Source organism: Streptomyces sp. NPDC053367 (genome assembly GCF_044545925.1).
Classification (GTDB): domain Bacteria; phylum Actinomycetota; class Actinomycetes; order Streptomycetales; family Streptomycetaceae; genus Streptomyces.
In genome coordinates, this window is record NZ_JBITYN010000004.1 from 203,176 (window position 1) to 225,616 (window position 22,441).

Genomic DNA, 22,441 nt, shown 5'->3' on the forward strand with positions numbered 1-22,441 from the left:
CCGTTCGGGATGCGTTCCCGGCTTCCTGGCCTCCGAGCTTCCCGGCGTCCCGGTCCCCCCGAGCTTTCCGGCGTCCCGGCTTCCCCCCGGAGCTTCCCGGCGTCCCGGCCTCCCCGCGTCCCCGCCTCCCCGAGCTTCTCGGGCACCCCGGCCCCTTCGGACTCCCCGGCCCCCGCCCATGGCCCCGCACCGCCTTGGGTGCATTCGCAGGTGCGCGTCGAGGCCCCCGACCCGGCGAGCACCCCGGCTCCGCCCGGCCTCACGCCGGCTCCGCCCGGCCTCACGCCGGCTCCGCCCGGCCTCACGCCGGCTCCGCCCGGCCGCGGGCCGGTCACGTCACCCGTGCCCGGCCCCGCCCGGCCGCAGGCCGGTCGCGTCACCCGTGCCAGGACCGCCACAACGCCGCGTAAGCCCCCTCCGCCGCGACCAGCTCCTCATGGCTGCCGAGCTCGGTGATGCGGCCGTTCTCGACGACGGCGATGACGTCGGCGTCATGGGCCGTGTGGAGGCGGTGGGCGATGGCGACGACGGTGCGGCCGTGCAGGACGCGGGCGAGGGACCGTTCGAGGTGCCGGGCCGCGCGCGGATCGAGCAGCGAGGTCGCCTCGTCCAGGACGAGGGTGTGGGGATCGGCCAGCACCAGCCGGGCGAGGGCGATCTGCTGGGCCTGGGCTGGAGTCAGGACGAAGCCGCCCGAGCCGACCTCCGTGTCCAGCCCTTCCTCGAGCGCACGGGCCCACCCGTCGGCGTCGACCGCGGCGAGGGCCTGCCACAGCTCGGCGTCCATGGAGTCGGCGGAGGAGGTTCCCTCGGCGGACGCCTGCACAGGGTCCGCCCTGCCGGAGGCACTCTTCGCGAAGGAGTCAGGCGCGCCACCCTGAGCAGGCACCATCGCGCGCGCCTCGCAGGTACCGCGCCGCGATTGCGGGACAGCCAGCAGCAGGTTGTCCCGCAGGGTGCCCACGAAGACGTGGTGCTCCTGGTTCACGAGGGCCACGTGGGACCGGATGCGTTCCGCCGGCATCCGGGACAGCTCGGCACCGCCCAGGGTGATGCGGCCGGCCCGGGGCGCGTAGATCCCGGCGAGCAGCCGGCCCAGCGTCGACTTGCCCGCGCCGGAGGGGCCGACGAGGGCCAGCCTGGTACCGGGGGAGACCGAGAGGGACACCTCGCGGAGCACGTCCACGCCCCGGCGGTAGCCGAAGTGCACCTGGTCGGCGTGCACGTCCCGCCCCACCGGGGCCAGGGCCGCGTCGCCCGCCTCAGGCTCGATGTCCCGCACACCGACGAGCCGCGCGAGGGACACCTGGGCCACCTGCAGCTCGTCGTACCAGCGCAGGATCAGACCCACCGGGTCGACCAGCATCTGCGCGATGAGCGCGCCGGTGGTGAGCTGGCCGACGTCGATCCAGCCCTGGAGGACGAACACCCCGCCGAGCATGAGGACCGAGCCCAGCACCGTCACATGCGTGATGTCGACGACGGGGATCAGCACCGACCGCAGCCAGAGCGTGTAGCGCTCCCAGGCGGTCCATTCCTTGATCCGCCGGTCGGACAGGGCGACCCGGCGTGCGCCCAGCCGGTGCGCCTCGACGGTGTGCCCGGCGTCCACGGTCTCGGCGAGCGCGGCGGCCACGGCGGCGTACCCGGCGGCCTCCGAGCGGTAGGCGGCGGGTGCCCGCTTGAAGTACCAGCGGCATCCGAGGACCAGCAGCGGCACGGCCGCCAGCACCGCGGCGCCGAGCGGCGGGGCCGTGACGACCAGACCGCCCAGCAGCAGCGCCGCCCAGACCACGGCGATCGCCAGCTGGGGGACGGCCTCGCGCATGGCGTTGGCGAGCCGGTCGATGTCGGTCGTGATTCGGGACAGCAGGTCACCGGTCCCGGCCCGCTCCAGGACGCCGGGCGGCAGCCCGACCGACCGCACCAGGAAGTCCTCGCGCAGGTCGGCCAGCATGCGCTCGCCCAGCATGGCCCCGCGCAGCCTGAGCTCGCGCACGAAGACGGCCTGGACGAGCAGCGCGGCCACGAACAGCGCGGCCGTCAGCCCGAGACGGAGTTCGCGGGCCCCCTCCGAGATCCGTTCCACCAGGTCGCCCAGGAGGTACGGCCCGACCATCGAGGTGACCACGGCGACGGTGTTGACCCCGACGAGCAGGAGAAAGGCGCGGCGGTGCCGCTGGAACAGCTCCTTCACGTACGCGCGTACGGTCGCGGGGGCGCCGACGGGGAGGGTGCTCGCCGTCGTCGGGGCCGCCGGGTCGTACGCCGGAGGCGCCACGCCGATCATGCTGTCTCCTCGATCTCTTCCAGTGCGTCGGTGTCGTCCGGAGCATCCGCCCGAGCGGCGTCCGCGGCGTCCGCGGCGTCCGCGGCCTCCTCGCCGGTGTCGCGCGTGTCGTGCGTGTCGCGCGTGACCACTGCCCGGTACCGGGGTTCCGTCCGCAGGAGTTCGCGGTGCGGGCCCACCGCCACGACCTCGCCGTCGTGGACGAGGACGACCCGGTCGGCGCGGTCCAGCAGCAGCGGGGAGGAGGTGAAGATCACCGTGGTGCGTCCGTCGCGCAGCTCCCGCAGGCCCTGGGCGATCCGCGCCTCGGTGTGCGAGTCGACGGCGGAGGTCGGCTCGTCCAGGACGAGCACCTCGGGGTCGGTCACCAGGGAACGGGCGAGGGCGAGGCGCTGGCGCTGGCCGCCGGACAGCGAGCGCCCGCGCTCGGTGATCTGGGCGTCCATCGGGTCCTCGGCGTCGAGCGAGCCCTGCGCGAGCGCGGCCAGCACGTCCTCGCACTGCGCCGCGGCCAGCGCGTCGCCTGCGTCGACCTCACCGGAGGCCGGCACGTCCAGCAGTTCGCGCAGCGTGCCCGACAGCAGCACGGGGTCCTTGTCCTGCACGAGCACGGCCGTCCGGGCGGAGACGAGCGGCAGATCGTCCAGCGGCACCCCGCCCAGCAGCACGGAGGTGCCCGGCTCGCTCGGGTGGCCGCCCAGCCGCTCCGCGAGCCGGCCCGCCGCGTCCGGGTCACCGCACACGACGGCGGTGAGCCGCCCCGCCGGTGCGAGGAGGCCGGTCGTAGGGTCGTACAGATCGCCGGTCGGGGCCCGGCCCGCGAGGGAACCATCGCTGTCGGTGGCCCGTTCCAGGGACAGCACCCGGGCGGCCCGGCGCGCGGAGGGCCGGGAGAAGGAGTACGCCATCGCGATCTCCTCGAAGTGCCGCAGCGGATAGGTCAGGATCAGCACGGAGCTGTAGACGGTGACGAGTTCACCGACCGTGATCCGGCCCTCGCGTGCCAGATGGACGCCGTAGCAGACGACGACGATCAGCAGCAGCCCTGGCAGCAGGACCTGGATCGCCGCGATGAGCGACCACATGCGGGCACTGCGGACGGCCGCGTGCCGCACCTCCTGGGAAGCACGGCGGTAGCGTTCGAGGAACAGTTCCTCGCCGCCGATGCCGCGCAGCACGCGCAGCCCGGCCACCGTGTCCGAGGCCAGCTCGGTGGCGCGCCCCGCCTTCTCGCGCTGCTGGTCGGCCCGCCGGGTGGCCCGTGGCAGCAGCGGCAGCACGGCCAGCGCCAGGACGGGCAGGCCGGCCGCGACGACGACGCCCAGCGCCGGCTGGTAGACGACGAGTCCGGCGCACACCACCACGACGGTCAGTGCGGCGGCCGTGAACCGGGACATCGCCTCGACGAACCAGCCGATCTTCTCCACGTCGCCCGTGGACACGGCCACCACTTCTCCGGCGGCCACCCGCCGGGTGAGCGCCGAGCCGAGCTGGGCGGCCTTGCGGGCGAGGAGTTGCTGGACACGTGCGGCGGCGGTGATCCAGTTGGTGACGGCGGCGCGGTGCAGGGCGGTCGAGCCGATGGCGTTGCCCGCGCAGGCGAGCGCCATCAGTCCGCCGGCGGCGGCGAGGCGGGTGCCGGAGCGGTCGATCACCGCCTCCACCGCCAGGCCGACGCAGAAGGGCAGCGTCGAGACGGACAGGAAGTGCAGCAGTCCCCAGGCCAGGGACTTCAGCTGCCCTCCCAGCTGGTTCCGGCCGAGCCACCACAGGAATCTGGGACCCGACGTTGCGTCGGGAACGCCCGGGTCGGGATACGGAAGGTCTTGGATCTGCATGATGTCCCAGTGGCTCGTGTCAGGAGTGCGGGACCGCCCACCGGCGGCAGCAAACCGTGAAAGGTTCGCGTCATCGCGTAGCCGGTGGCAAGCGCTTTTCCTCAGGCCCGTAAGGCGTCGGCCACTTGAGGACGCCTTGCGGAACGCCTCATTGCCACGGCGCCCGACTCCCCGTAGAACACCGGGCATGAGAAACCGGATCATCATGTCCATGCTCACAGGGGCGACCCTCCTGGCGAGCACCCTCCTCGCAGCCGGCCCAGCCCGATCGGCGGACATTCCGGCCGAGTTCGGCAGCGACTGGCACGACCCGGTCACCGCCGCCCCACCCGTCGGCAAGCCGGCCGGGAAGTCCTGCCGAGTGACGCTCGCCGAGGCGCAGTTCCGCGACTTCACGCCGTACACAGGCGGATACACCCCGCCCGAGGGCTGCGGCGACCGCTGGAGCAAGGTCGTGCTGCGGCTCGACGGCAAGGTCAAGGGGCGGCAGTACGACCGCCTCGGATACGTCCATGTCGGAGGCGTCGAGATCCTGCGGACGTCCACCCCGCAGCCCTCGCCGGACGGCATCGAGTGGTCCGTGGAGAAGGATGTCACCCGCTACAGCGACACCTTCCGGGCCGCCGGGGACGTGGAGATGTTGATCGGGAACGTCGTCACGGACACCTACACCGGCGTCATCGACGTCAAGGTCACCCTCACCTTCTACGCGGGACGCCCCGCGGCCCACCGCACCCCCGACCGGGTGCTCACCCTCACGGACGGCACCACCCTCACCGCCCCGGGCAACAGCGAACGCATCCTCGCCGAGGTGTACGCCACCGGATCGGGGGGCGGGTGTGAGGAGTACTGGTACCTGACCGTGCCCGGCTCCGCCCCCTATTCGTGCCCGGCCGACGACGGCCCGTACCGCGAGGTGCAGATCCGGGTGGACGGCCGACTGGCCGGAATCGCCGCCCCGTTCCCGACGGTCTGGACGGGCGGATGGTCGAACCCCTTCCTCTGGTACGTCGTTCCGGGGCCGCGCGCCTTCGACATCAAGCCGATCGAGTACGACCTGACGCCGTTCGCCGGGGTCCTCAACGACGGCCGGCCGCACCGGGTCGAGGTGTCCGTCGCCGGTGTCCCCGCGGGGCGGAGCGGCTGGAGCACCCCGGTGAACGTGCTGGTCTGGCAGGACGCCGGCCGCGCCCACGTCCCCGGCGCGCTCACCTCGGCCGAGGCCACCGACCTGGTGAACGACTCTTCCTACACGCCCGGTTCGGAGCACCGTGTGGACACCGAGGGGCGGCACGCGCTGACCGTCGCCGGGTACGTCGACACCTCGCACGGCCGGGTAAGGACCACGGTCACCCGCACGCTGGCCCACACCTCGGTGCACCGCTGGACCGACGGCGAGACGGTGGACGCGCTCGACGCCACCTGGACGGACGCGGAGACGCGGACCGTCGACGGGCCGGGCCCGGCGCGGACGACCCGTACGCACCGGACGTACACGATGGACGGCACCACCACGCTCGGCGCCGCCGACCGGCTGCGCACCGCGCTGACCCTGGGCGACCGGGCCGCGACCACCGAAACGCGGGGCGGCGTCCGCGCCGCCTGGTCACGGCTCGACGACACCCACACGGGCGACGCCACCTTCACGATCAACGTGCCGCGTGACCAGCGGCACGCGGTCGGCACGACGAGCGAGCGCTACCGGCTGCGCGGCTCGGCGGGCTGCTACGACCGCACGCTGACGACGGTTCAGGGGGTGCTGACGGAGGACCGTCTGACCTGCTGAGTGCGGAACGGGGGAGTGGGGCAGGGTGCGTCCAGACGTCCCTGCCCCTGCCCCGGCCCCTGCCCCGGCCCCTGCCCGGAAAGGTTTCAGCAGCGCTCGCCGACCTGGCCGTGCTCGCCCACTCGGCCGACCTGGCCGTGCTCGCCGCCGCGGCCGACCTCCCCCACCTGGCCGTGGCCGAGCTCGACACCGTGGCCGTGCTCCGCGAGCGGGCCGTCCCCGTCGATCAGCGTGTCCAGCAGTCCCTGCAGCAGCGCCCGCTCCGCCGGGGACAGCGGGGCGAGGATCTCCTCCGCGGCCGACCGCCGTGCCTCGCGCAGTTCGCGCAGGGCCTCGCGCCCCTCCTCGGTGACCTCGATACGGATCACCCTCCGGTTGGCCGGGTCGGGCACCCGCCGCACCCTGCCGCTCGCCTCCAGGCCGTCGACCAGCGTCGTGACGGCACGGGGCACCACCTCCAGGCGCTCGGCGAGGTCGGCCATCCGGGGCGGTGAGCCGAAGTGCGCCAGGGTGCGCAGCAGCCGGGACTGGGCTGGAGTGATGCCCAGGTCCCGATGTTCCAGATGCCGTTTCTGGATGCGGTGCACCCGGCGGGTGAGCCGCAGAAGTTGCTCGGCGAGCAGGCCCTCGGAATCTGGGGTGGTCATGCGGGAACAATATCAGGACCCCGTTCATTGTGAGTATAGGTAACAATGAGCTACGATCCGTCGGCCACCGGCCCCGTCCCACCCCGTAGGAGCCCATGCACCCCGACAGCACACCCACCTGGACCCCGCCCGCCGATGCGGGCGAGCAACCGCGGCAGGTGCGCCGCATCCTGGCGCTGTTCCGCCCCTACCGCGGCCGGCTGGCCGTCGTCGGCCTGCTGGTCGGCGCGTCCTCGCTGGTCTCGGTCGCCACGCCGTTCCTGTTGAGGGCGATCCTCGACGAGGCGATCCCCGAGCGGCGCACCGGCCTGCTCACCCTGCTGGCCCTCGGCATGATCCTCAGTGCCGTGCTCACCAGCGTCTTCGGCGTGCTGCAGACCCTGATCTCCACCACGGTCGGCCAGCGCGTCATGCACGACCTGCGCACCGCCGTGTACGGCCGGCTCCAGCGCATGTCGCTGGCCTTCTTCACGCGCACGCGTACCGGCGAGGTGCAGTCCCGCATCGCCAACGACATCGGCGGCATGCAGGCGACGGTCACCTCCACGGCCACCTCGCTGGTCTCCAACCTCACCGGCGTCATAGCGACGGTCGCCGCGATGCTGGCCCTGGACTGGCGGCTCACGGTCGTCTCGCTGCTCCTGCTGCCGGTGTTCGTGTGGATCAGCCGCAGAGTGGGCAACGAACGCAAGCGGATCACCACCCAGCGCCAGAAACAGATGGCCGCGATGGCCGCCACGGTCACCGAGTCGCTCTCGGTCAGCGGCATCCTTCTGGGCCGCACGATGGGGCGCGCCGAGTCGCTCACGAAGTCCTTCGCGCAGGAGTCCGAGCGCCTGGTCGAGCTGGAGGTCCGCTCGAACATGGCGGGCCGCTGGCGGATGGCCGTCATCACGATCGTCATGGCCGCCATGCCCGCCGTCATCTACTGGACCGCCGGCCTCGCCCTCCATCTGGGCGGCCCGGACGTCTCGCTCGGCACCATCGTGGCGTTCGTCTCGCTCCAGCAGGGCCTGTTCCGGCCCACGGTCAGCCTGCTCGGCACCGGTGTGCAGATCCAGACCTCGCTCGCGCTCTTCCAGCGCATCTTCGAGTACCTGGACCTGCCGATAGACATCACCGAGCGGGAGCGGCCGGTGCGGCTGGACCGGATCAAGGGCGAGGTCCGCTTCGAGGAGGTCCGGTTCGGCTACGACGCCGAGGACGGCCCGATCCTCGACGGCATCGACATCACCGTCCCGGCGGGCGGCAGCCTCGCGGTGGTCGGACCCACCGGCGCGGGCAAGTCCACGCTCGGCTATCTGGTGCCGCGGCTGTACGACGTGACGGGCGGCCGGGTCACCCTCGACGGGGTCGACGTGCGCGACCTCGACTTCGACACCCTGGCCCGCGCGGTCGGCGTCGTCTCCCAGGAGACGTACCTGTTCCACGCCTCGGTCGCGGACAACCTCCGCTTCGCCAAGCCCGACGCCACCGACGAGGAGCTGCACGCGGCGGCGAAGGCGGCGCAGATCCACGACCACATCGCGGCGCTGCCCGACGGCTACGACACGGTCGTGGGCGAACGCGGCCACCGCTTCTCCGGCGGGGAGAAGCAACGCCTGGCCATCGCCCGCACGATCCTGCGCGACCCGCCGGTGCTGATCCTCGACGAGGCGACCAGCGCGCTGGACACCCGCACCGAGAGTGCCGTCCAGCAGGCGATCGACGCGCTGTCGGCCAACCGGACCACGCTCACCATCGCGCACCGGCTGTCCACCGTCCGGAGTGCCGACCAGATCGTGGTCCTCGACGCCGGCCGGGTGGCCGAACGGGGGACGCACGAAGAGCTCTTGGGGCTCGACGGACGGTACGCGGCCCTGGTGCGCCGGGACGCCCGACTGGAGCCGACAAGATGACGATATGCCGGTTTTGTGAGGGTATGCGGGTTACCGTGCCCGCATGCAGATGAACACTCCGCCACGGAGCTCGATCCGACTGACGCGCCGGGGCCGTATCGTCCTCATCGCGACCGGGGCCGTCGTGGCCGGCACCGCCGTGGCGGTGCCGCTGCTGACCCTGGGCGGCGAGGAGGAGACGAAGCCCACCGCACTGGTGATCCCCGAGGGCTGGCGCGCCGCCCAGGTCTACTCGGCTGTCGACAAGGCCCTCGAACTGCCGCCGGGCGCCACCAGGAAATCGCTGGCCAAAGCCCACCTCAAGCTGCCCAACGACGCCGAGGGCAACCCGGAGGGCTACCTCTTCCCGGCGACCTATCCGCTCCCGGAGAAGGCGACGCCCGAGTCGCTGCTGGCGTACATGGTCGACACCGCGAACAAGAAGTTCAACGGCGCGCCCATCGCGGCCGGTGCCCAGCGCAACGCGATGAACGTCTATCAGGCCGTCACCATCGCCAGCATCGTCCAGGCCGAGGCGGCCACCAAGGCGGACATGGGCAAAGTGGCCCGGGTGATCTTCAACCGGCTGGAGCGAGGCATGCCGCTGCAGATGGACTCCACCATCAACTACGCGCTCGGCCGCTCCACGCTGACGACCTCGCTGGACGACACCCGCCTGGACAGCCCGTACAACTCCTACCAGCGCATGGGCCTGCCGCCCACACCGATCGCCAACCCCGGCGAGGAGGCCCTGCGCGCGGCGATCAACCCGACGCCGGGCGACTGGCTGTACTTCGTCACCGTCAAGCCGGGCGACACGCGCTTCACCGCCGACTACGCCGAACACCAGCGCAACGTGGCGGAGTTCAACGCCCAGCAGAAGAGGAGCGCGCAGCCCGGAAAGTGACCCGGTGGCCCGTCACGCGGCGACCGGCTCCCCGGACAGCAGGCGTCTGATGTCCCGCACGGCGGCGCGCCCGGCGCGGTTGGCGCCGATGGTGCTGGCCGAGGGGCCGTAGCCGACGAGGTGCACACGGGGATCGGCGACCGCGCGTGTGCCGTCGAGCCGGATGCCGCCGCCCGGTTCGCGCAGCCGCAGCGGGGCGAGGTGGTCGATCGCCGCGCGGAAGCCGGTCGCCCACAGGATGACGTCCGCCGCGACGTGCCGGCCGTCGTTCCAGGCGACTCCGTCGGGTGTGATGCGGTCGAACATCGGCTGCCGGTCCAGGACGCCGTCCCGCAGCCCCCGCCGGATCGCGTCGTTCAGCGGCAGGCCCGTCACCGACACCACGCTCCGCGGCGGCAGCCCCTCGCGCACCCGCTCCTCGACGAGGGCGACCGCGGCGCGGCCCGCCTCCTCGTCGAAGGGGCCTTCGCGGAAGACGGGCGGCCGCCGGGTGACCCAGGTGGTCGAGGCGGCGTGCGGGGCGATCTCCAGCAGGTGCTGCGTCCCGGAGGCGCCGCCGCCGACCACCACGACCCGCTGCCCGGCGAACTCCTGCGGCCCCGGGTACTGCGCGGTGTGCAACTGGCGTCCGCGGAAGGTCTCCTGACCGGGGTAGCGCGGCCAGAACGGCCGGTCCCAGGTGCCGGTGGCGTTGATCAGCGCCCGGGTCGCCCAGGTGCCGGCCGAGGTCTCCACCAGCAGCCGCCCGTCCGTGCCCTCGCGGACCGCGTGGACGTCGACGGGGCGGCGTACGCGCAGGTCGAAGGTCTGCTCATAGGTGGCGAAGTACTCGGAGATCACCTCCGCGGAGGGCCGTTCGGGGTCGGCGCCCATGAGCTCCATGCCGGGCAGCGCGTGCATGCCGTGCACCTTGCCGTAGGTGAGCGAGGGCCACCGGAACTGCCAGGCGCCGCCCGGACCGGGGGAGTGGTCGAGGACCACGAAGTCGCGCTCGGGCTCGTAGCCGGTGCGGCGCAGGTGATAGGCGCCGGCCAGACCCGCCTGCCCGGCGCCTATGACGACGACCTCGACCTCTTGCATGTTGTTCACGTTTCTACCAACCATGGGGGCCTGGTAGATCTTCCCGGCCCCATCCCGGCGGCCGATCCTTCGGCACATCCCCTGGGGCCACACCTCCGGAGCGGTGCGGTTCTCCCGCCCAACCTTCCCGATCTCCGGTCGGTCCGCCTTGCCGTCGACGGCCCGCGGGACACCAGGAGGGAGCGTCATGCGATGGCACCGACCGTCCATGGGCCAGGATGGAGGGCATGGCAGATGCGTTCACCACCCGAGTGCTGCAGGTCTCGTCCGGCTCCAGCGAGCGGATCGTCGACCTCACGGCCGACTGCGAGGCCTTCCTCAGGGACGTGGCGGACGGCCGTGACGGCCTCCTCAACGTCTTCGTCCCCCACGCCACCGCCGGCATCGCCCTCATCGAGACCGGCGCGGGCAGCGACCACGACCTGCTCGCCGCCCTGCACACCCTGCTCCCCGCCGACGACCGCTGGCAGCACCGCCACGGCAGCCCCGGCCACGGCCGCGACCACGTGCTGCCCGCCATCGTGCCCCCGCACGCCACCCTCCCGGTGATCGGCGGCCGGCTGGAACTCGGCACCTGGCAGTCGGTGTGCCTGGTGGACACCAACAAGGACAACCCCGACCGCCAGGTGCGGCTGAGCTTCCTCGGCTGACGGAGGCGGCCCGGAGGTCACGGGCCGGCGAAGTCGTCGGCGAAGATAGGGGCGTCACCTGTTCCCGAGCGCGCGAGGAGCCGCGGAGATGCCCACGTCCGGCGCCGGCCCCCGACCACCGACGATCGCCGATGTCGCCGGTGCCGCCGGAGTCTCGCGCACCACGGTGTCGCACGCCCTCAACGGGATCGGAAAGGTCGACCCCCGCACCCGCGAGCGCATCAAACAGGTCGCCGCCGAGCTGGGTTACCGCCCCAACCTGCGGGCCCAGCGGCTGCGGCGCGGCCAGGCCAAGGCCATCGCGCTCGCCTCGACCATGCCGGTGGCGGTGGCCGCGGGGCCCTCCCGGCTCGGCTTCTACATGGAGATCGCCGCTGCCGCCGCCGAGAGCGCCCTGCTGCACGGGTACGCGCTCGTGCTCGTACCGCCCGTGCGGTCCGGGACCGATCTGCACTCCGTCGACGTCGACGGGGCGATCGTCGTGGAGCCGGACGCGAACGACGTGGCCGCGGCCCAGCTGAGGGAGCGCGGGCTGCCGTACGTGGCGCTCGGCAGGCCCGTATCACCCGACGAGCCGGCGCCGTACATCGACCTGCGCGGCGAACTGGTCGCCGAGAAGCTGCTCGCCCATCTGCGCGAGCAGGGCGCCCGACGGCCGGCCCTGATCATCGGCTCCGGGCAACGGCACGCCGCGGTCGACGCACGCACCGCGTACGAGCGGGTCTGCGCGGAGTACGGCTGGGAGCCGGTGGTCGCGACCGCCCCCGAGACGGGCGGCGAACAGGCCGGCTACGACTGCTGCGCGGAACTGCTCGCCCGGCACCCCGGGACCGACGCCGTGTGCGCACTGGTGGACGCCTTCGCCGTGGGGGCGGTGCGGGCGATCAAGGACGGCGGGCGCGCCGTGCCCGACGACGTCATGGTCGTCACCCGGTACGACGGTCTGCGCGCCCGGACCTGCGAGCCGCCGCTCACGGCCGTCGACCTTCATCTGGACCGGGCGGCGTCCGACGCGGTGGAGCTGCTGCTGGCACGACTGCGCGGCGACGTGACCACCGGCATGGTGGTCACGTCGCCGGAGCCGCGGGTGATCCCGCGCGCGTCGTCGCTGCGGGTCACAGCCCGAGCATGAGGACCAGCCCGGAGACCAGCGCGAACACGAGCACGAACAGCCGCAGCCGGGCCGCGTCCACCCGATGGCGCACCAGACGGCTCGCCCACGCGCCCACGGCGATCGCCGGCAGCAGGGCCGACGCCCAGCCGAGATCCTCCAGGTGCCCCTGCCCCGTGGCGAACAGCAGGGCCAGCGAGGCGAGTTCACCGATCAGGAAGCAGACGGCGACGGTGGAGCGCAGCTCGGCCGGCGGCCGGTGCTGGTAGACCAGGGCGAGCGGCGGCCCCCCGACGCCCGTCGCGGTCTCCGTCAGTCCGGTCACCGCGCCCGCGCCGAGGTAGGCGGCCCGGCCGGGCGCGAACGCGGGCGCGGCGAGACTCACGACCACGGCCAGGACGGTGGCGACGCCCACGAAGAGCCCCAGGCTCCGCTCCGGGATCAGCCAGAGCAGCGCCAGCCCGCCGGGGGTGGCGGCGAGCCGCGCGACGGTGATCCAGCCGGCCCCGCGCAGATCGAGCGAGGCCCGCTCGCGCCAGGCGACGTGCAGGTTGAGCGGGATCATCGCCGCCAGCACGAACCCGGGCAGCAGACCGGGCGACAGGATCCCCGCCACGGGCGCGACGATCAGGGCGAAGCCGAGGCCGCTGCTGCCCTGCACGAACGCGGCGACGGCCACGGTGAGGGCGAGGACGACAAGTGTCTCGGTGCTCACCCGGTGCTCCGGCCACGTGCCGCGGCGGAGGTGGGGTGGGCGCGGGTGATGGGCGCTCGTTCCACGCAGGCACGGGCCAGTTCGGCCGCCCGGCGGACGAGCGTCGGACCGTCCCAGGTGGTGGGCATGCCGCGCCACAGGCGCATCCGGCCGCCGACGAACACGGCGGTGATCTGGTCCCGGTTGCCGCGGCGGACCAGCTCCCAGGGCACGTCCCAGGACAGCGCCAGTTCCGGGTTGGTGACATCGACGACCAGGAAGTCGGCCGCCGCCCCTTCCGTGACGGCACCGGTCCGCCCCCGCAGGCCGACGGCGTCGGCGCCGCCGCGGGTGGCGTGCTCAAGCCAGGTCCAGCCGGCGCCGCACGACGAGTCGCCGCCGGCGATGCCGTACGCGATGCGCTGGGCGAACTCGGCCGCCTCGGCGAGGCGGAACCCGTCGCCGCGGGTGCCGTCGGTGCCGAGGCCGAAACGGATGCCGCGCTCGGCCATGGCCAGGGCGGGGGCGACGGCGTTGCCCTTCCAGGCGCTGGCCACCGGGTTGTAGCTGACGGCGGTTCCGGTGTCGGCGAGCAGGGTCAGTTCGCGGGGCGTGAGGAGGGTGGCGTGCGCGGCCAGCAGGTGGGGGCCCAACGCCCCTATGTGGTGGAGGTGTTCGAGTGGGCGCAGGCCGTGTCGCAGCAGGGAGCGTTCAACGCCCGCCAGGTGCTCGTTGACGTGGATCTGGAGGGTGGCTCCCGCGTCCGCGGCGATCCGGGCGACCTCACGCAGGGTCGTCTCCCTGGCCGCCTCGGGTACGGAGACGGCCAGGGAGGGGTGGATCAGCGGATCGCCGGCGTACCGGGCGAGGTGCTTGTCCGCGCGGTCGAGGACGGCGGGGTCGGTGCCACCACCCCCGGCCGCCTCGGCGTCGTTGCAGACGAGGCCGAGAACGCAGCGGATGCCCGCGTCCCGTGCGGCGGAGGCGACGACGTCGACGTCCACATCGGCGCGTGTGCCCGCGTCGGCGACGGTCGTGAAGCCGCCGCGCAGCGCCTCCAGGGCCGCCAACTTGGCCGAAACGTACGCCGATTCCTCGTCGAGGGCGCCCTCCAGCGGTACCCAGACCCGTCGGTAGATCTCCGACGGCTCCCCGAAGGCGAGCGCGGCGCCGAAGCTCTGCGTGAGGTGGTGGTGGGCGTCGACGAACCCCGGCATCAGCAGATGACCGGGCAGCCGTACGCCCTCCAGGTGCGGGTGGGCGCGCCGGAGCTCCTCCGAGGGGCCCACGGAGTGGAACAGACCGTCGTCGACGACGACCGCGCATCCGTCGGCGAGGCCCTCCGGGAGCAGGACGGCGTCCGGGATCAGCAGCAACGGGCCGGGGCTGTCGAGGAGTGCAGGGATGAGGTGGGTCATCGGCCGGTCTCCGTACGGCTGGTGGCCGGACGGGCGGCGATGCCCGGCCTGATGTGGTGGAAGAGGAGGTTGAGCACGGCGGCGACGAACGCGCCGACGGCCACGCCGCTTTCCAGGAGGATCCGCAGGTTCGGCGGGAAGCCCGCGTAGACGCCCGGGACGAGGATGGGCAGCAACCCCAGCGCGAGGGCGACGGCGCAGATGAACGTGTTGCTGTGCCGGTCGAGGTCGCAGCGGCCGAGCAACTGCACGCCGAGGACGGTGATGACCGCGAAGACCACCATGGCGGTGCCTCCGATGACGGCCGGCGGGATGACGCTGATCGCGCGGGTCACCGGGGCGAGGAAACCGATGGCGATGAGGACCGCACCGGCCGCCGCGGTGACGAAACGGCTGCGCACGCCGGTGACCCGGACGATGCCGATGTTCTCCCCGCTGGTCACCATCAGCGGCAGTCCGAGGAACCCGCCCATGAGGGAGGTGAGCGCGTCACCGCGGATGGTCTTCGGGACGGCGGTGTGCCGGTCGATCTCCTTGCCCACGGCCTCGGCGTTGATGACGGTCTGACCGGTGGCCTCCGCCATCGAGGCGAGGCTGTAGAGCATCAGCGGCAGCGCCGCGAGGAGGTTGAACTGCGGTGAGCCGAAAGGCATCAGCTGCGGCAGCCCGACCAGACCGCCCTCGGCGGCGCGGCCGAGGTCCAGACGGCCGAGGACGGCGGCCAGCGCGGTCCCCGCGACGAGCCCCAGCATGACGGCCAGTTGCCGCAGGACGCCGGTGAACAGCAGATAGAAGACGACGGTGAAGCCGATCGTCGCCATGCCCAGGGCGAGATTCGTGGTGTCGGCGAATCCCGGAGTGCCGGGGCGCCCGGTGACGAGCACCGCGCCGACCTTCACCAGATTGACGCCGACGATGACGATCATCGTGCCGATGACGAGGGCCGGGAAGAAGGTCAGCAACCGCGAGAAGAGGGGCAGCACGACGAAGGTGAACGCCGCGGTGAGGAGCACCGCGCCGGTCGCCGTGGGCAGACCGTGCTGCTCGGCGATGGCGAGGAAGAGGACGAGCGGCGCGCCCCCGGGCAGCATCACGAACGGCAGCCGCGGCCCGAACCTCCAGGGGCCGAGCGACTGGATCAGCGAGCCCACCCCGGAGAGCACGAAGGCGGCGGAGAGCAGGCTGACGGTCAGACCGGCGTCGAGGCGCAGGGTCGCGCTCATCAGGAAGATCGCCGAGATCGGGGTGGCGGCCATGACGAGGACGTGCTGGATCCCGAAGAGGACGATGCGGCCCAGGGGCCGGGCCTCGTCGACAGGATGGACGGCCGCCGGGGCGGAGGACTGCGGGGCGGGGGGCTGCCCGGCCGCGGACCCCGTTACGGGGGCTACCGGGGCGGGGAGCTCCGGTGCGGGGGTCACCGGGGCGGGGAACGTCGGGGTGGGGGTGACCGGGGCGGGGGAATCCTCGGTCGCGGACTCCTGGGCGGCGGAGCCGGAGCCGGAGGCTCCGGACGCCGGCGCGGGGACCTTTCGAGCAGGGAATTCCGCATCGGCGGGCACCGGGGAGGTGGGCTCCACGGCGGAGGGCGCGGAGGTGGACTCCACGGCGGGCATCGGGGAGGTGGATTCCACGGCGGAGGGCGCGGAGGTGGACCCCACGGCGGGCGCCGAGGCGGTGCACTCCGTTTCGGCGGGCCCCGGCGCGGGAGGCTGGCCCGTACCGGGAAGGGGCTGGCGGGGACTGGACACGTTCGAGCTCCGATCGGCGTTCGACACGCACTGGTTCAGCCGCGATCCGGCCCTGGACGGGGAGCCAAATCGATTTGGCCAAATCGATTTGGCCGCCAGTATGTGAGGCGACGACAGGGCCGTCAAGGCCTCGGAGTGAAGCCTCGGGCAAACCCAGGCCATGCCTCGGACAATGCTGCGGGCGAGCCCAGGGCGAGCCACCTGGCGAGCCACCTGGCAAGCCCGCGGGCAAGGCTTCGGGCGGCCGAGAGCGTCCGCCGGTCAGCGCGATGATCGACTGGTGACGCCCGGAGGGCGGGCGTAGCGTCGGACAGGTGGACCAGCGGTGGACGCACCCGTCCGTCCACCGACCCCCCTCGCCCCGAGGGTGTGACGCGCATGGGCAGCCATCCGCAGCCGACCCCAGCAGCACGCACCGCCACCCCGGAACCGGGTGGCGGCGGCAACGCGATGGCCCTGTTGGTCATCGCGTCCTGCCAGTTGATGGTGGTGCTGGACATCACCATCGTGAATATCGCGCTGCCGGACATCCAGCGCTCGCTGGAGTTCTCCACCACCAGCCTGTCCTGGGTGGTCAACGCCTACACCCTCACCTTCGGCGGCCTGCTGCTGCTCGGCGGCCGGGCCGGCGACATCCTCGGCAGGCGGCGGGTGTTCGTGTTCGGCGTGCTGCTGTTCGTGCTCGCCTCGCTGCTCGGCGGACTCTCGCAGAACGCCGGTCAACTGCTCGCGGCACGCGCCTTGCAGGGAGTCGGCGGCGCCATCGCCTCGCCCACCTCGCTTGCGCTGATCAGCACCACCTTCCGCGAGGGTCCCGAACGCAACCGGGCGTTCGGCGTGTTCGCCGCGGTCTCCGCGGGCGGCGGCGCCATCGGCCTGCTCATGGGCGGCATCCTGGTCGAGTGGCTGGACTGGCGGTGGGTGCTGTTCGTCAACGTGCCCATCGGTCTGCTGATCGTGCTCGCCACCCCGCGCTGGATCAAGGAGTCCGAGCGGCACCCCGGTCACTTCGACATCGCCGGTGCGCTGACCTCGACCGCGGGCATGGTCCTGCTGGTGTACGGCTTCATCCGGGCCGCGCAGGAAGGCTGGCGGGACCCCTGGACGCTGGCGTCGTTCGGCACGGCCGTGGTCGTGCTGGCGGCGTTCATCCTCATCGAACGCCGGTCCAGGCAGCCCATCACCCCGCTGCACATGTTCGCCGACCGCAACCGCGCGGGCACGTACGGCATCATGCTGTGCCTGGCAGCGGCGATCTTCGGGATGTTCTTCTTCCTCACGCTCTTCGTGCAGAACGTCCTGGACTTCAGCCCGCTCGCGGCCGGGTTCGCGTTCCTGCCGGTCAGCGCGGTCATCGCCGTCGGCGCCGGACTGGCCTCGCGGTTCCTGCCCGTCTACGGGCCCAAGCCCTTCATGGTGCTCGGCGCGATCCTGGCGGCCGTCGGCCTGGCCTGGCTGACCCTGACCGACGTGCACTCCACCTACGCCGGCAGCGTCCTGGGCCCGATGCTCGTGTTCAGCCTCGGCATGGGCATGGAGTTCGTGTCGCTGACGCTGATGGCACTGTCCAACGTCGAGGTCCGCGAGACGGGCGCCGCGTCCGGCCTGCTGAACGCCACCCAGCAGGTGGGCGGCTCGCTGGGCCTGTCCATCCTGGTCACCATGTACGGCACCGCCAGCGGCAACGAGGCCGACAAGCAGGTCCCCCTCTTCCTCCAGCAGGCGACCCCGGCCGAGCGGCTCCGCTTCGAGAAGACGGGCCAGCTGCCACCGCCGTATGCCGACGAGATCCTCACCGCCGGGGTGTCCAGCGCGTTCATCATGGCGGCGATCTTCACCGCGCTCGCCGCGCTGATCGCGGTCGTCGTCATCCAGGTCCGCCCCTCCGACCTGGAGCGTCTCCAGGGCGGCGGTCTGGGCCCCGGCCCCGGCTGAGACCGGCGCCAGGGAGCGGATGCCTGCCGGCTTTAGCGGCCGGAGAGGCCGGAGGACAGCGCCGTATGCCGGTGACCTGTGGCGCTGTCAGGAGAACAGCAGCTTCCAGGTCAGCGGCCCGGGGAAGCCGTCGGCGTCGCCGCGCAGCTCGGGGCGGGACTTCTGGAAGTCACGCACGTTGAGCCGGTCGGCCTCGCTCCAGTTCCGGCCCGGCCCGACCTTGTAGTGGTCGCCGAAGCCCCGCTTGACCAGCTGCTTGCCGAGCTTCAGGACATGGTCGTTGACCGCGCCGTCGCGGAAGAACTTACGGCCCGGGAACGCCGGGATCTTCGGCCGGCCCGGGCGGCCCGGCGTCGTGTCGGCCGGCGGTTCCTCCAGGTCCAGGTCCGCCTTGGCGCGCCGCAGGATCTCGGCGAAGTCGATCGCGCCCGGGTCGCCGTGGTCGTTCTCGGGGACGTGCATATGGCCGCACACCCCCTCGAACTTGCCCCACTTCGAAGCGGTCATCCGCTGCTTGCGGCCGTTTCCGAACGACTGGGGGAAGGCCGGCCACGACTTGGGTCCGGTGAGCGGCACGCCGTGCTCCTCGTGCATCCAGGACAGGAACCGTGCGACGCCCTCGAGCGCCCACTCGGGGGCCTCCGGCCAGAAGACGTGCCGCTGACCCGCCTTGTCCCACTTGCGGTGGGTCTTGGGGTCGCAGGTGCCGACCAGTTCGACCTGGCAGACGTTGAGCGTGTTCGTCTCGACGCCGCCCTTGAGGTTCTGCAGGGCGCGGGAGGAGACCTCGATGTCGAAGTGCTGGAACCAGCGCAGCCGCTTCGCGTGGAAGTCGGGCACCGCGGTGAGGTTCGGCGCGGAGCCACCGCCGCCGTAGCCCGGCAGCGACGGGCCCTCCGTGGTGTGCAGCACCACGACGTTGACCTCCATCGGGTCGCCGGGGAAGTCGTCCTGGTACCAGTTCGCGCGGCTGGAGCCCGGGTAGCGCTGGGGACCGGTTTTCACGCTCATGCGCAGCCTTTCCGAGTCATGGGGTTCCCCGGGGCCTGGCGCGGCCCGGGGGCACGCCTGATGATGGCTCAGTTGGCTGGCCACATGCTGAAGTTGACGGAACGCGACACGTTTCGGGTATGCGCCGTGACAATTCGGGCCCAGTCGTGACGAAGCGGCTTCCGGGCGGTGACGCCCGGGTTCCGGCGCCGGTCCTGAGCTTCGGAACGGTGCGGTGATCGGCGCCGATCCCGTCGTTCGGCGATGCGACCGCGCGGCGGATCCCGCAGTCCAGGCGAGGCGACCGCGCGGCCGGTCCCGCAGTTCAGGCGAAGCGGCCGCTCGGGACCGGGCCGCTGGACCGCAGGGCCGTGCGCTCGCCCTGCAGCCAGGTGTCGTGCACCGCCGTGACGAAGGCGGAGAACGCCTCGTCGGGGTCGTCCGGTGTCTCGCCGTCGCCCTCGTCCGGTGCCGGGTCGGCGGCCAGGATGTCCTCGGCGATCCGGTCCGCGGGCCGTCCGTCGGCCGGTTCCCGGCCCACCTCGCCGTCTTCGCCGACCCGCAGCCGCTCTCCCCAGGGCGCTGCCGCCGACTGGTGCAGCAGCGCCACGCTGTCCGCGGCGACCACCGGGGCGTCCGTCCAGCAGCTCGCGTGCTCGTGCAGCACCTCACCCCGAGCCCGCTCGTGCAGTTGCTCCAGCAGTCCGGGGCCCTCGGGCGTGTCGAGCAGCCCGTTCAGGTCGTAGGCGATGACGACGGTGTCCTCGCGCCCCACCTCGAAGGGCTCCGCCGGGAGGCCCAGCAGCGCGGCCGCGGCCAGGCCGAGTACCTCGCTGTCGCGGTCGGGCAGCAGGGACACGGACCGCGGCCGCAGATCGGCGGCCTCCAGCAGTGTCCTCAGCCGCAGCAGCCCCCGCAGACACAGCTCCGGCGTGTCCTGGAGCCACGCGAACCGGCCGTTCATCCCGGCCCCGAACCCGTACGGGGAGATCGTGCCGAGGACGCTCCCGCCGATCACGTACTGCCACCCGCGCAGGTCCGACAGGTCCAGCGGGCTCGTCGGCGCGACGGCCGCGGCGCGCTGGAGCATCCGGTCCTGCCGTCGGCGCGCGGGCAGCCACTGCGGGTCCTCGGGGTCGGGGAGCAGCGTGCGCTGGCGCCGGGCCAGTTCCAGGTCGCCCGCCATCAGCGCGTTGTAGACCAGCAGATAGCGGTCCGGCCAGGGCGCGAGCGAGCCCTCGTACCGGCCGAGCAGCTCGACCGCCTCCGCGTGCCGGCCCTCCCGCTCGTACGCCGACACCAGCTCACGTACGACACCGCCCGCGTCCGGGTGGGTGCGCAGCACCTCGCGCAGCGCGGGGACCGCCAGATAGGACACGCCGCGCTCCACGCAGGCGTACCCGAAGTCGTACAGCGCCTTCGCGTCGTCCGGCCGGGCGGCGAGCGCCTCGGCCGCCTGCCGCAGGTCGTCGAAACCGGCACTCTCCGCGGCCCGCGCCGCCACCAGGGCGACTTCACCCAGGGGCAGGCCGTCGGTGCCGGAGCGCAGTCGCCGCAGCGCGCCGGGTACGTCACCGGAGTCCAGCAGTTCCCAGGCTTCGAGGACGACGGGGGACTTCGGGCGGCGGCGATTCCTGCGCGAGAACATGCCGGTGATCATCACCGAGGGCGGCGCCCGCCCTCAAACGGATTTCCCGCCGACCGTGTCAGTGCTGCGGCTTCTGCTGCGCGCGCTCCGCGTCACGCTTCTTCAGCCGCGCGCCCTCCTTGCGGACCTCCGCCTGAGTCGCCCGCTCCTTCTGCAGCCACTCGGGCATCTCGGCCTTCAGTGCCTCGATCTGCTCGGTGGTGAGCGCGTCGGTCACGCCGCCGCGGGCCAGGCCCGCGATGGACACACCGAGCTTCGCCGCGACCACGGGACGCGGGTGCGGGCCGTTCTCCCGCAGCTCGCTCAGCCACGCGGGCGGGTTCGCCTGCATCTCGTTCAGCTCGGCGCGCGTGACGACCCCCTCCTGGAACTCGGCGGGGGTGGCGGGCAGGTACACACCCAGCTTCTTCGCCGCGGTGGCGGGCTTCATCGACTGGGTGGTCTGGTGCGACTTCATGCAGACCAGACTATCCGCCGGGTGCGCGGCCGCCGACCACGGCACGGTTCGCGGGGCGCGGTTCCGCGACCACGGCACGGTTCGCGGGGCGCGGTTCCGCGACCACGGCACGGTTCGCGGGGCGCGGTTCCGCGACCACGGCACGATTCGCGGGGCGGGGTCCCGCGACCACAGCACGGTCCGCCGAATACGGCTCGGCCAGTCGCAGCGCGGTCCGCGGGTACGGGTCGGCCGACCGCCGTGCGGTCCACCGGCGCTGGTCGATCCCGGCACGGTCCGCCGGATACGGCTCGGCCAGTCGCAGCGCGGTCCCCGGGTACGGGTCGGCCGACCGCCGCGCGGTCCACCGACGCTGGTCGATCACGGCACGGTCCGCTGGTCGATCCCGGGACGGTCCGCAGGCCGATCCCGGGACGGTCCGCAGGCCGATCCCGGCGCGGTCCGCCGAGGGCGCTGCCCGACCCCCGACGGCTCCGGGCCCCCGCTCCACGCCGACCCGGCCGCCTCCGGGCCCCCGGCTCCACCCCGACCCCCACCGGCTCCGGGTCGGGCCGGCCGGGCGGGAGCCGGTAGCCTGGCGGGGTGACAGGCCCCGAAAATCCCCCCTCGTTCCGGCTCGCGTACGTCCCCGGGGCCACCCCCGGAAAGTGGGTGCGGATCTGGGAGGAACGCCTGCCCGACGTGCCGCTGTCCCTCCTCCCCGTGGCCGCCGCGGAGGCCCCCGACGTGCTGCGCGCGGGAGAGGCCGACGCGGGCATCGTGCGGCTGCCCGTGGACCGTACGGTCTTCAGCGCGATCCCCCTCTACACGGAGACGTCGGTCGTCGTGGTGCCCAAGGACCACCTGCTGACCGCCGCCGACGAGGTCACGGTCGAGGACCTCGCCGACGACGTCGTCTTCCACCCTCTGGACGACGTCCTCGACTGGGAGCGGCCGCCCGGAAAGCCAGCCGTCGAGCGCCCGGCGACCACCGCGGACGCCATCGAGCTGGTCGCGGCGGGTGTCGGCGTCCTGGTCGTCCCGCAGTCCCTGGCCCGGCTGCACCACCGCAAGGACCTCACCTACCGCACGGTCACCGACGCCCCCCAGTCGGGCGTCGCCCTGTCCTGGCCGGAGGACGCCCACACCGACCTCGTCGAGGACTTCATCGGCATCGTGCGCGGCCGTACGGCCAACAGCACGCGCGGGCGGCGGACCGAGGACCGGGCGGAGGCCGGCAAGCAGAAGCAGGCCGCGGCCCGCCGCAAGCCGGCCCCGTCCAAGGCGGCCTCCGCGAAGGGCGGTCGCCCCCGCACGGGCGGTGGCGCCAAGGGCACAGGCAAGGGTGGCGGTACCCGCGGCAAGCCCCGCCGCCGCTCCTGA

17 protein-coding genes and 1 pseudogene are annotated in these 22,441 nt (G+C 73.0%); 7 read left to right on the plus strand and 11 right to left on the minus strand.

Features of this window, described 5'->3' with window-relative positions:
• Window positions 1–376 precede the first annotated feature (376 nt).
• The gene (locus tag ACIGXJ_RS13685) at window positions 377–2,290 is read right to left on the minus strand and encodes an ABC transporter ATP-binding protein (RefSeq protein ID WP_399644151.1); all 1,914 of its coding nucleotides are present in this window, start codon (window positions 2,288–2,290) and stop codon (window positions 377–379) included.
• Complete coding sequence (locus ACIGXJ_RS13690; RefSeq protein WP_399644153.1) at window positions 2,287–4,128, minus strand: ABC transporter transmembrane domain-containing protein; 1,842 nt, start codon at window positions 4,126–4,128, stop codon at window positions 2,287–2,289. The genes ACIGXJ_RS13685 and ACIGXJ_RS13690 overlap by 4 nt, the downstream gene beginning before the upstream one ends.
• Window positions 4,129–4,315: 187 nt before the next feature.
• On the opposite strand from ACIGXJ_RS13690, the gene ACIGXJ_RS13695 reads away from it, so the two are divergent.
• Complete coding sequence (locus ACIGXJ_RS13695) at window positions 4,316–5,914, plus strand: peptide-N4-asparagine amidase (RefSeq protein WP_399644155.1); 1,599 nt, start codon at window positions 4,316–4,318, stop codon at window positions 5,912–5,914.
• 218 nt (window positions 5,915–6,132) lie between these two features.
• Here the strand turns inward: ACIGXJ_RS13695 and ACIGXJ_RS13700 are convergent.
• A pseudogene (locus tag ACIGXJ_RS13700) lies at window positions 6,133–6,561 on the minus strand (MarR family winged helix-turn-helix transcriptional regulator); the annotation flags it as partial.
• Window positions 6,562–6,656: 95 nt separating this feature from the next.
• Here ACIGXJ_RS13700 and ACIGXJ_RS13705 point away from each other — a divergent pair.
• Window positions 6,657–8,459 carry an ABC transporter ATP-binding protein gene (locus tag ACIGXJ_RS13705; RefSeq protein WP_399644157.1) on the plus strand — a complete coding sequence of 601 codons (1,803 nt, stop codon included), beginning with the start codon at window positions 6,657–6,659 and terminating at the stop codon, window positions 8,457–8,459.
• Between the two features lie 43 nt (window positions 8,460–8,502).
• Window positions 8,503–9,345 carry an endolytic transglycosylase MltG gene (gene mltG / locus ACIGXJ_RS13710; RefSeq protein WP_399644159.1) on the plus strand — a complete coding sequence of 281 codons (843 nt, stop codon included), beginning with the start codon at window positions 8,503–8,505 and terminating at the stop codon, window positions 9,343–9,345.
• A gap of 12 nt (window positions 9,346–9,357) precedes the next feature.
• On the opposite strand, the gene ACIGXJ_RS13715 is transcribed toward mltG, so the two are convergent.
• Window positions 9,358–10,434 (minus strand): NAD(P)-binding domain-containing protein, encoded by a 1,077-nt coding sequence (locus tag ACIGXJ_RS13715; RefSeq protein WP_399644161.1) that lies wholly within the window; start codon window positions 10,432–10,434, stop codon window positions 9,358–9,360.
• Window positions 10,435–10,652: 218 nt separating this feature from the next.
• Between ACIGXJ_RS13715 and ACIGXJ_RS13720 the strand changes: the two genes are divergently transcribed.
• On the plus strand, window positions 10,653–11,075 hold the full coding sequence (locus ACIGXJ_RS13720; protein WP_399644163.1) for a secondary thiamine-phosphate synthase enzyme YjbQ: 423 nt from the start codon (window positions 10,653–10,655) through the stop codon (window positions 11,073–11,075).
• Window positions 11,076–11,163: 88 nt separating this feature from the next.
• Window positions 11,164–12,207, plus strand: a complete 1,044-nt coding sequence (locus ACIGXJ_RS13725) for a LacI family DNA-binding transcriptional regulator (RefSeq protein ID WP_399644166.1) — start codon at window positions 11,164–11,166, stop codon at window positions 12,205–12,207.
• Here ACIGXJ_RS13725 and ACIGXJ_RS13730 read toward each other — a convergent pair.
• From ACIGXJ_RS13730 to ACIGXJ_RS13740, 3 genes are read right to left on the minus strand one after another with little or no spacing between them, the layout of a single operon-like run.
• Window positions 12,191–12,901 (minus strand): TSUP family transporter, encoded by a 711-nt coding sequence (locus tag ACIGXJ_RS13730; protein ID WP_399644169.1) that lies wholly within the window; start codon window positions 12,899–12,901, stop codon window positions 12,191–12,193. The genes ACIGXJ_RS13725 and ACIGXJ_RS13730 overlap by 17 nt on opposite strands.
• The gene (locus tag ACIGXJ_RS13735) at window positions 12,898–14,298 is read right to left on the minus strand and encodes an amidohydrolase family protein (protein WP_399644171.1); all 1,401 of its coding nucleotides are present in this window, start codon (window positions 14,296–14,298) and stop codon (window positions 12,898–12,900) included. Before ACIGXJ_RS13735 ends, ACIGXJ_RS13730 begins: the two co-directional genes overlap by 4 nt.
• Window positions 14,295–15,914, minus strand: coding sequence for a solute carrier family 23 protein (locus ACIGXJ_RS13740; RefSeq protein WP_399644173.1), 1,620 nt, complete (start codon window positions 15,912–15,914; stop codon window positions 14,295–14,297). Before ACIGXJ_RS13740 ends, ACIGXJ_RS13735 begins: the two co-directional genes overlap by 4 nt.
• A 585-nt stretch (window positions 15,915–16,499) precedes the next feature.
• Between ACIGXJ_RS13740 and ACIGXJ_RS13745 the strand changes: the two genes are divergently transcribed.
• Window positions 16,500–17,984: an MFS transporter gene (locus ACIGXJ_RS13745; RefSeq protein WP_399644846.1), complete on the plus strand. Its 1,485-nt coding sequence runs from the start codon at window positions 16,500–16,502 to the stop codon at window positions 17,982–17,984.
• 87 nt (window positions 17,985–18,071) lie between these two features.
• Here ACIGXJ_RS13745 and ACIGXJ_RS13750 read toward each other — a convergent pair whose 3' ends face one another.
• The 4 genes from ACIGXJ_RS13750 to ACIGXJ_RS13765 form a co-directional block, all read right to left on the minus strand.
• Complete coding sequence (locus tag ACIGXJ_RS13750) at window positions 18,072–18,995, minus strand: peptidoglycan-binding protein (protein WP_399644175.1); 924 nt, start codon at window positions 18,993–18,995, stop codon at window positions 18,072–18,074.
• A 304-nt stretch (window positions 18,996–19,299) separates the two neighbouring features.
• Window positions 19,300–20,622 (minus strand): hypothetical protein, encoded by a 1,323-nt coding sequence (locus tag ACIGXJ_RS13755; RefSeq protein ID WP_399644177.1) that lies wholly within the window; start codon window positions 20,620–20,622, stop codon window positions 19,300–19,302.
• A 58-nt stretch (window positions 20,623–20,680) separates the two neighbouring features.
• Window positions 20,681–21,079, minus strand: coding sequence for a DUF5997 family protein (locus tag ACIGXJ_RS13760; protein ID WP_399644179.1), 399 nt, complete (start codon window positions 21,077–21,079; stop codon window positions 20,681–20,683).
• A gap of 10 nt (window positions 21,080–21,089) precedes the next feature.
• Complete coding sequence (locus ACIGXJ_RS13765; RefSeq protein ID WP_399644181.1) at window positions 21,090–21,443, minus strand: hypothetical protein; 354 nt, start codon at window positions 21,441–21,443, stop codon at window positions 21,090–21,092.
• Window positions 21,444–21,661: 218 nt separating this feature from the next.
• Between ACIGXJ_RS13765 and ACIGXJ_RS13770 the strand changes: the two genes are divergently transcribed.
• The gene (locus ACIGXJ_RS13770; protein WP_399644184.1) at window positions 21,662–22,441 is read left to right on the plus strand and encodes a LysR substrate-binding domain-containing protein; all 780 of its coding nucleotides are present in this window, start codon (window positions 21,662–21,664) and stop codon (window positions 22,439–22,441) included.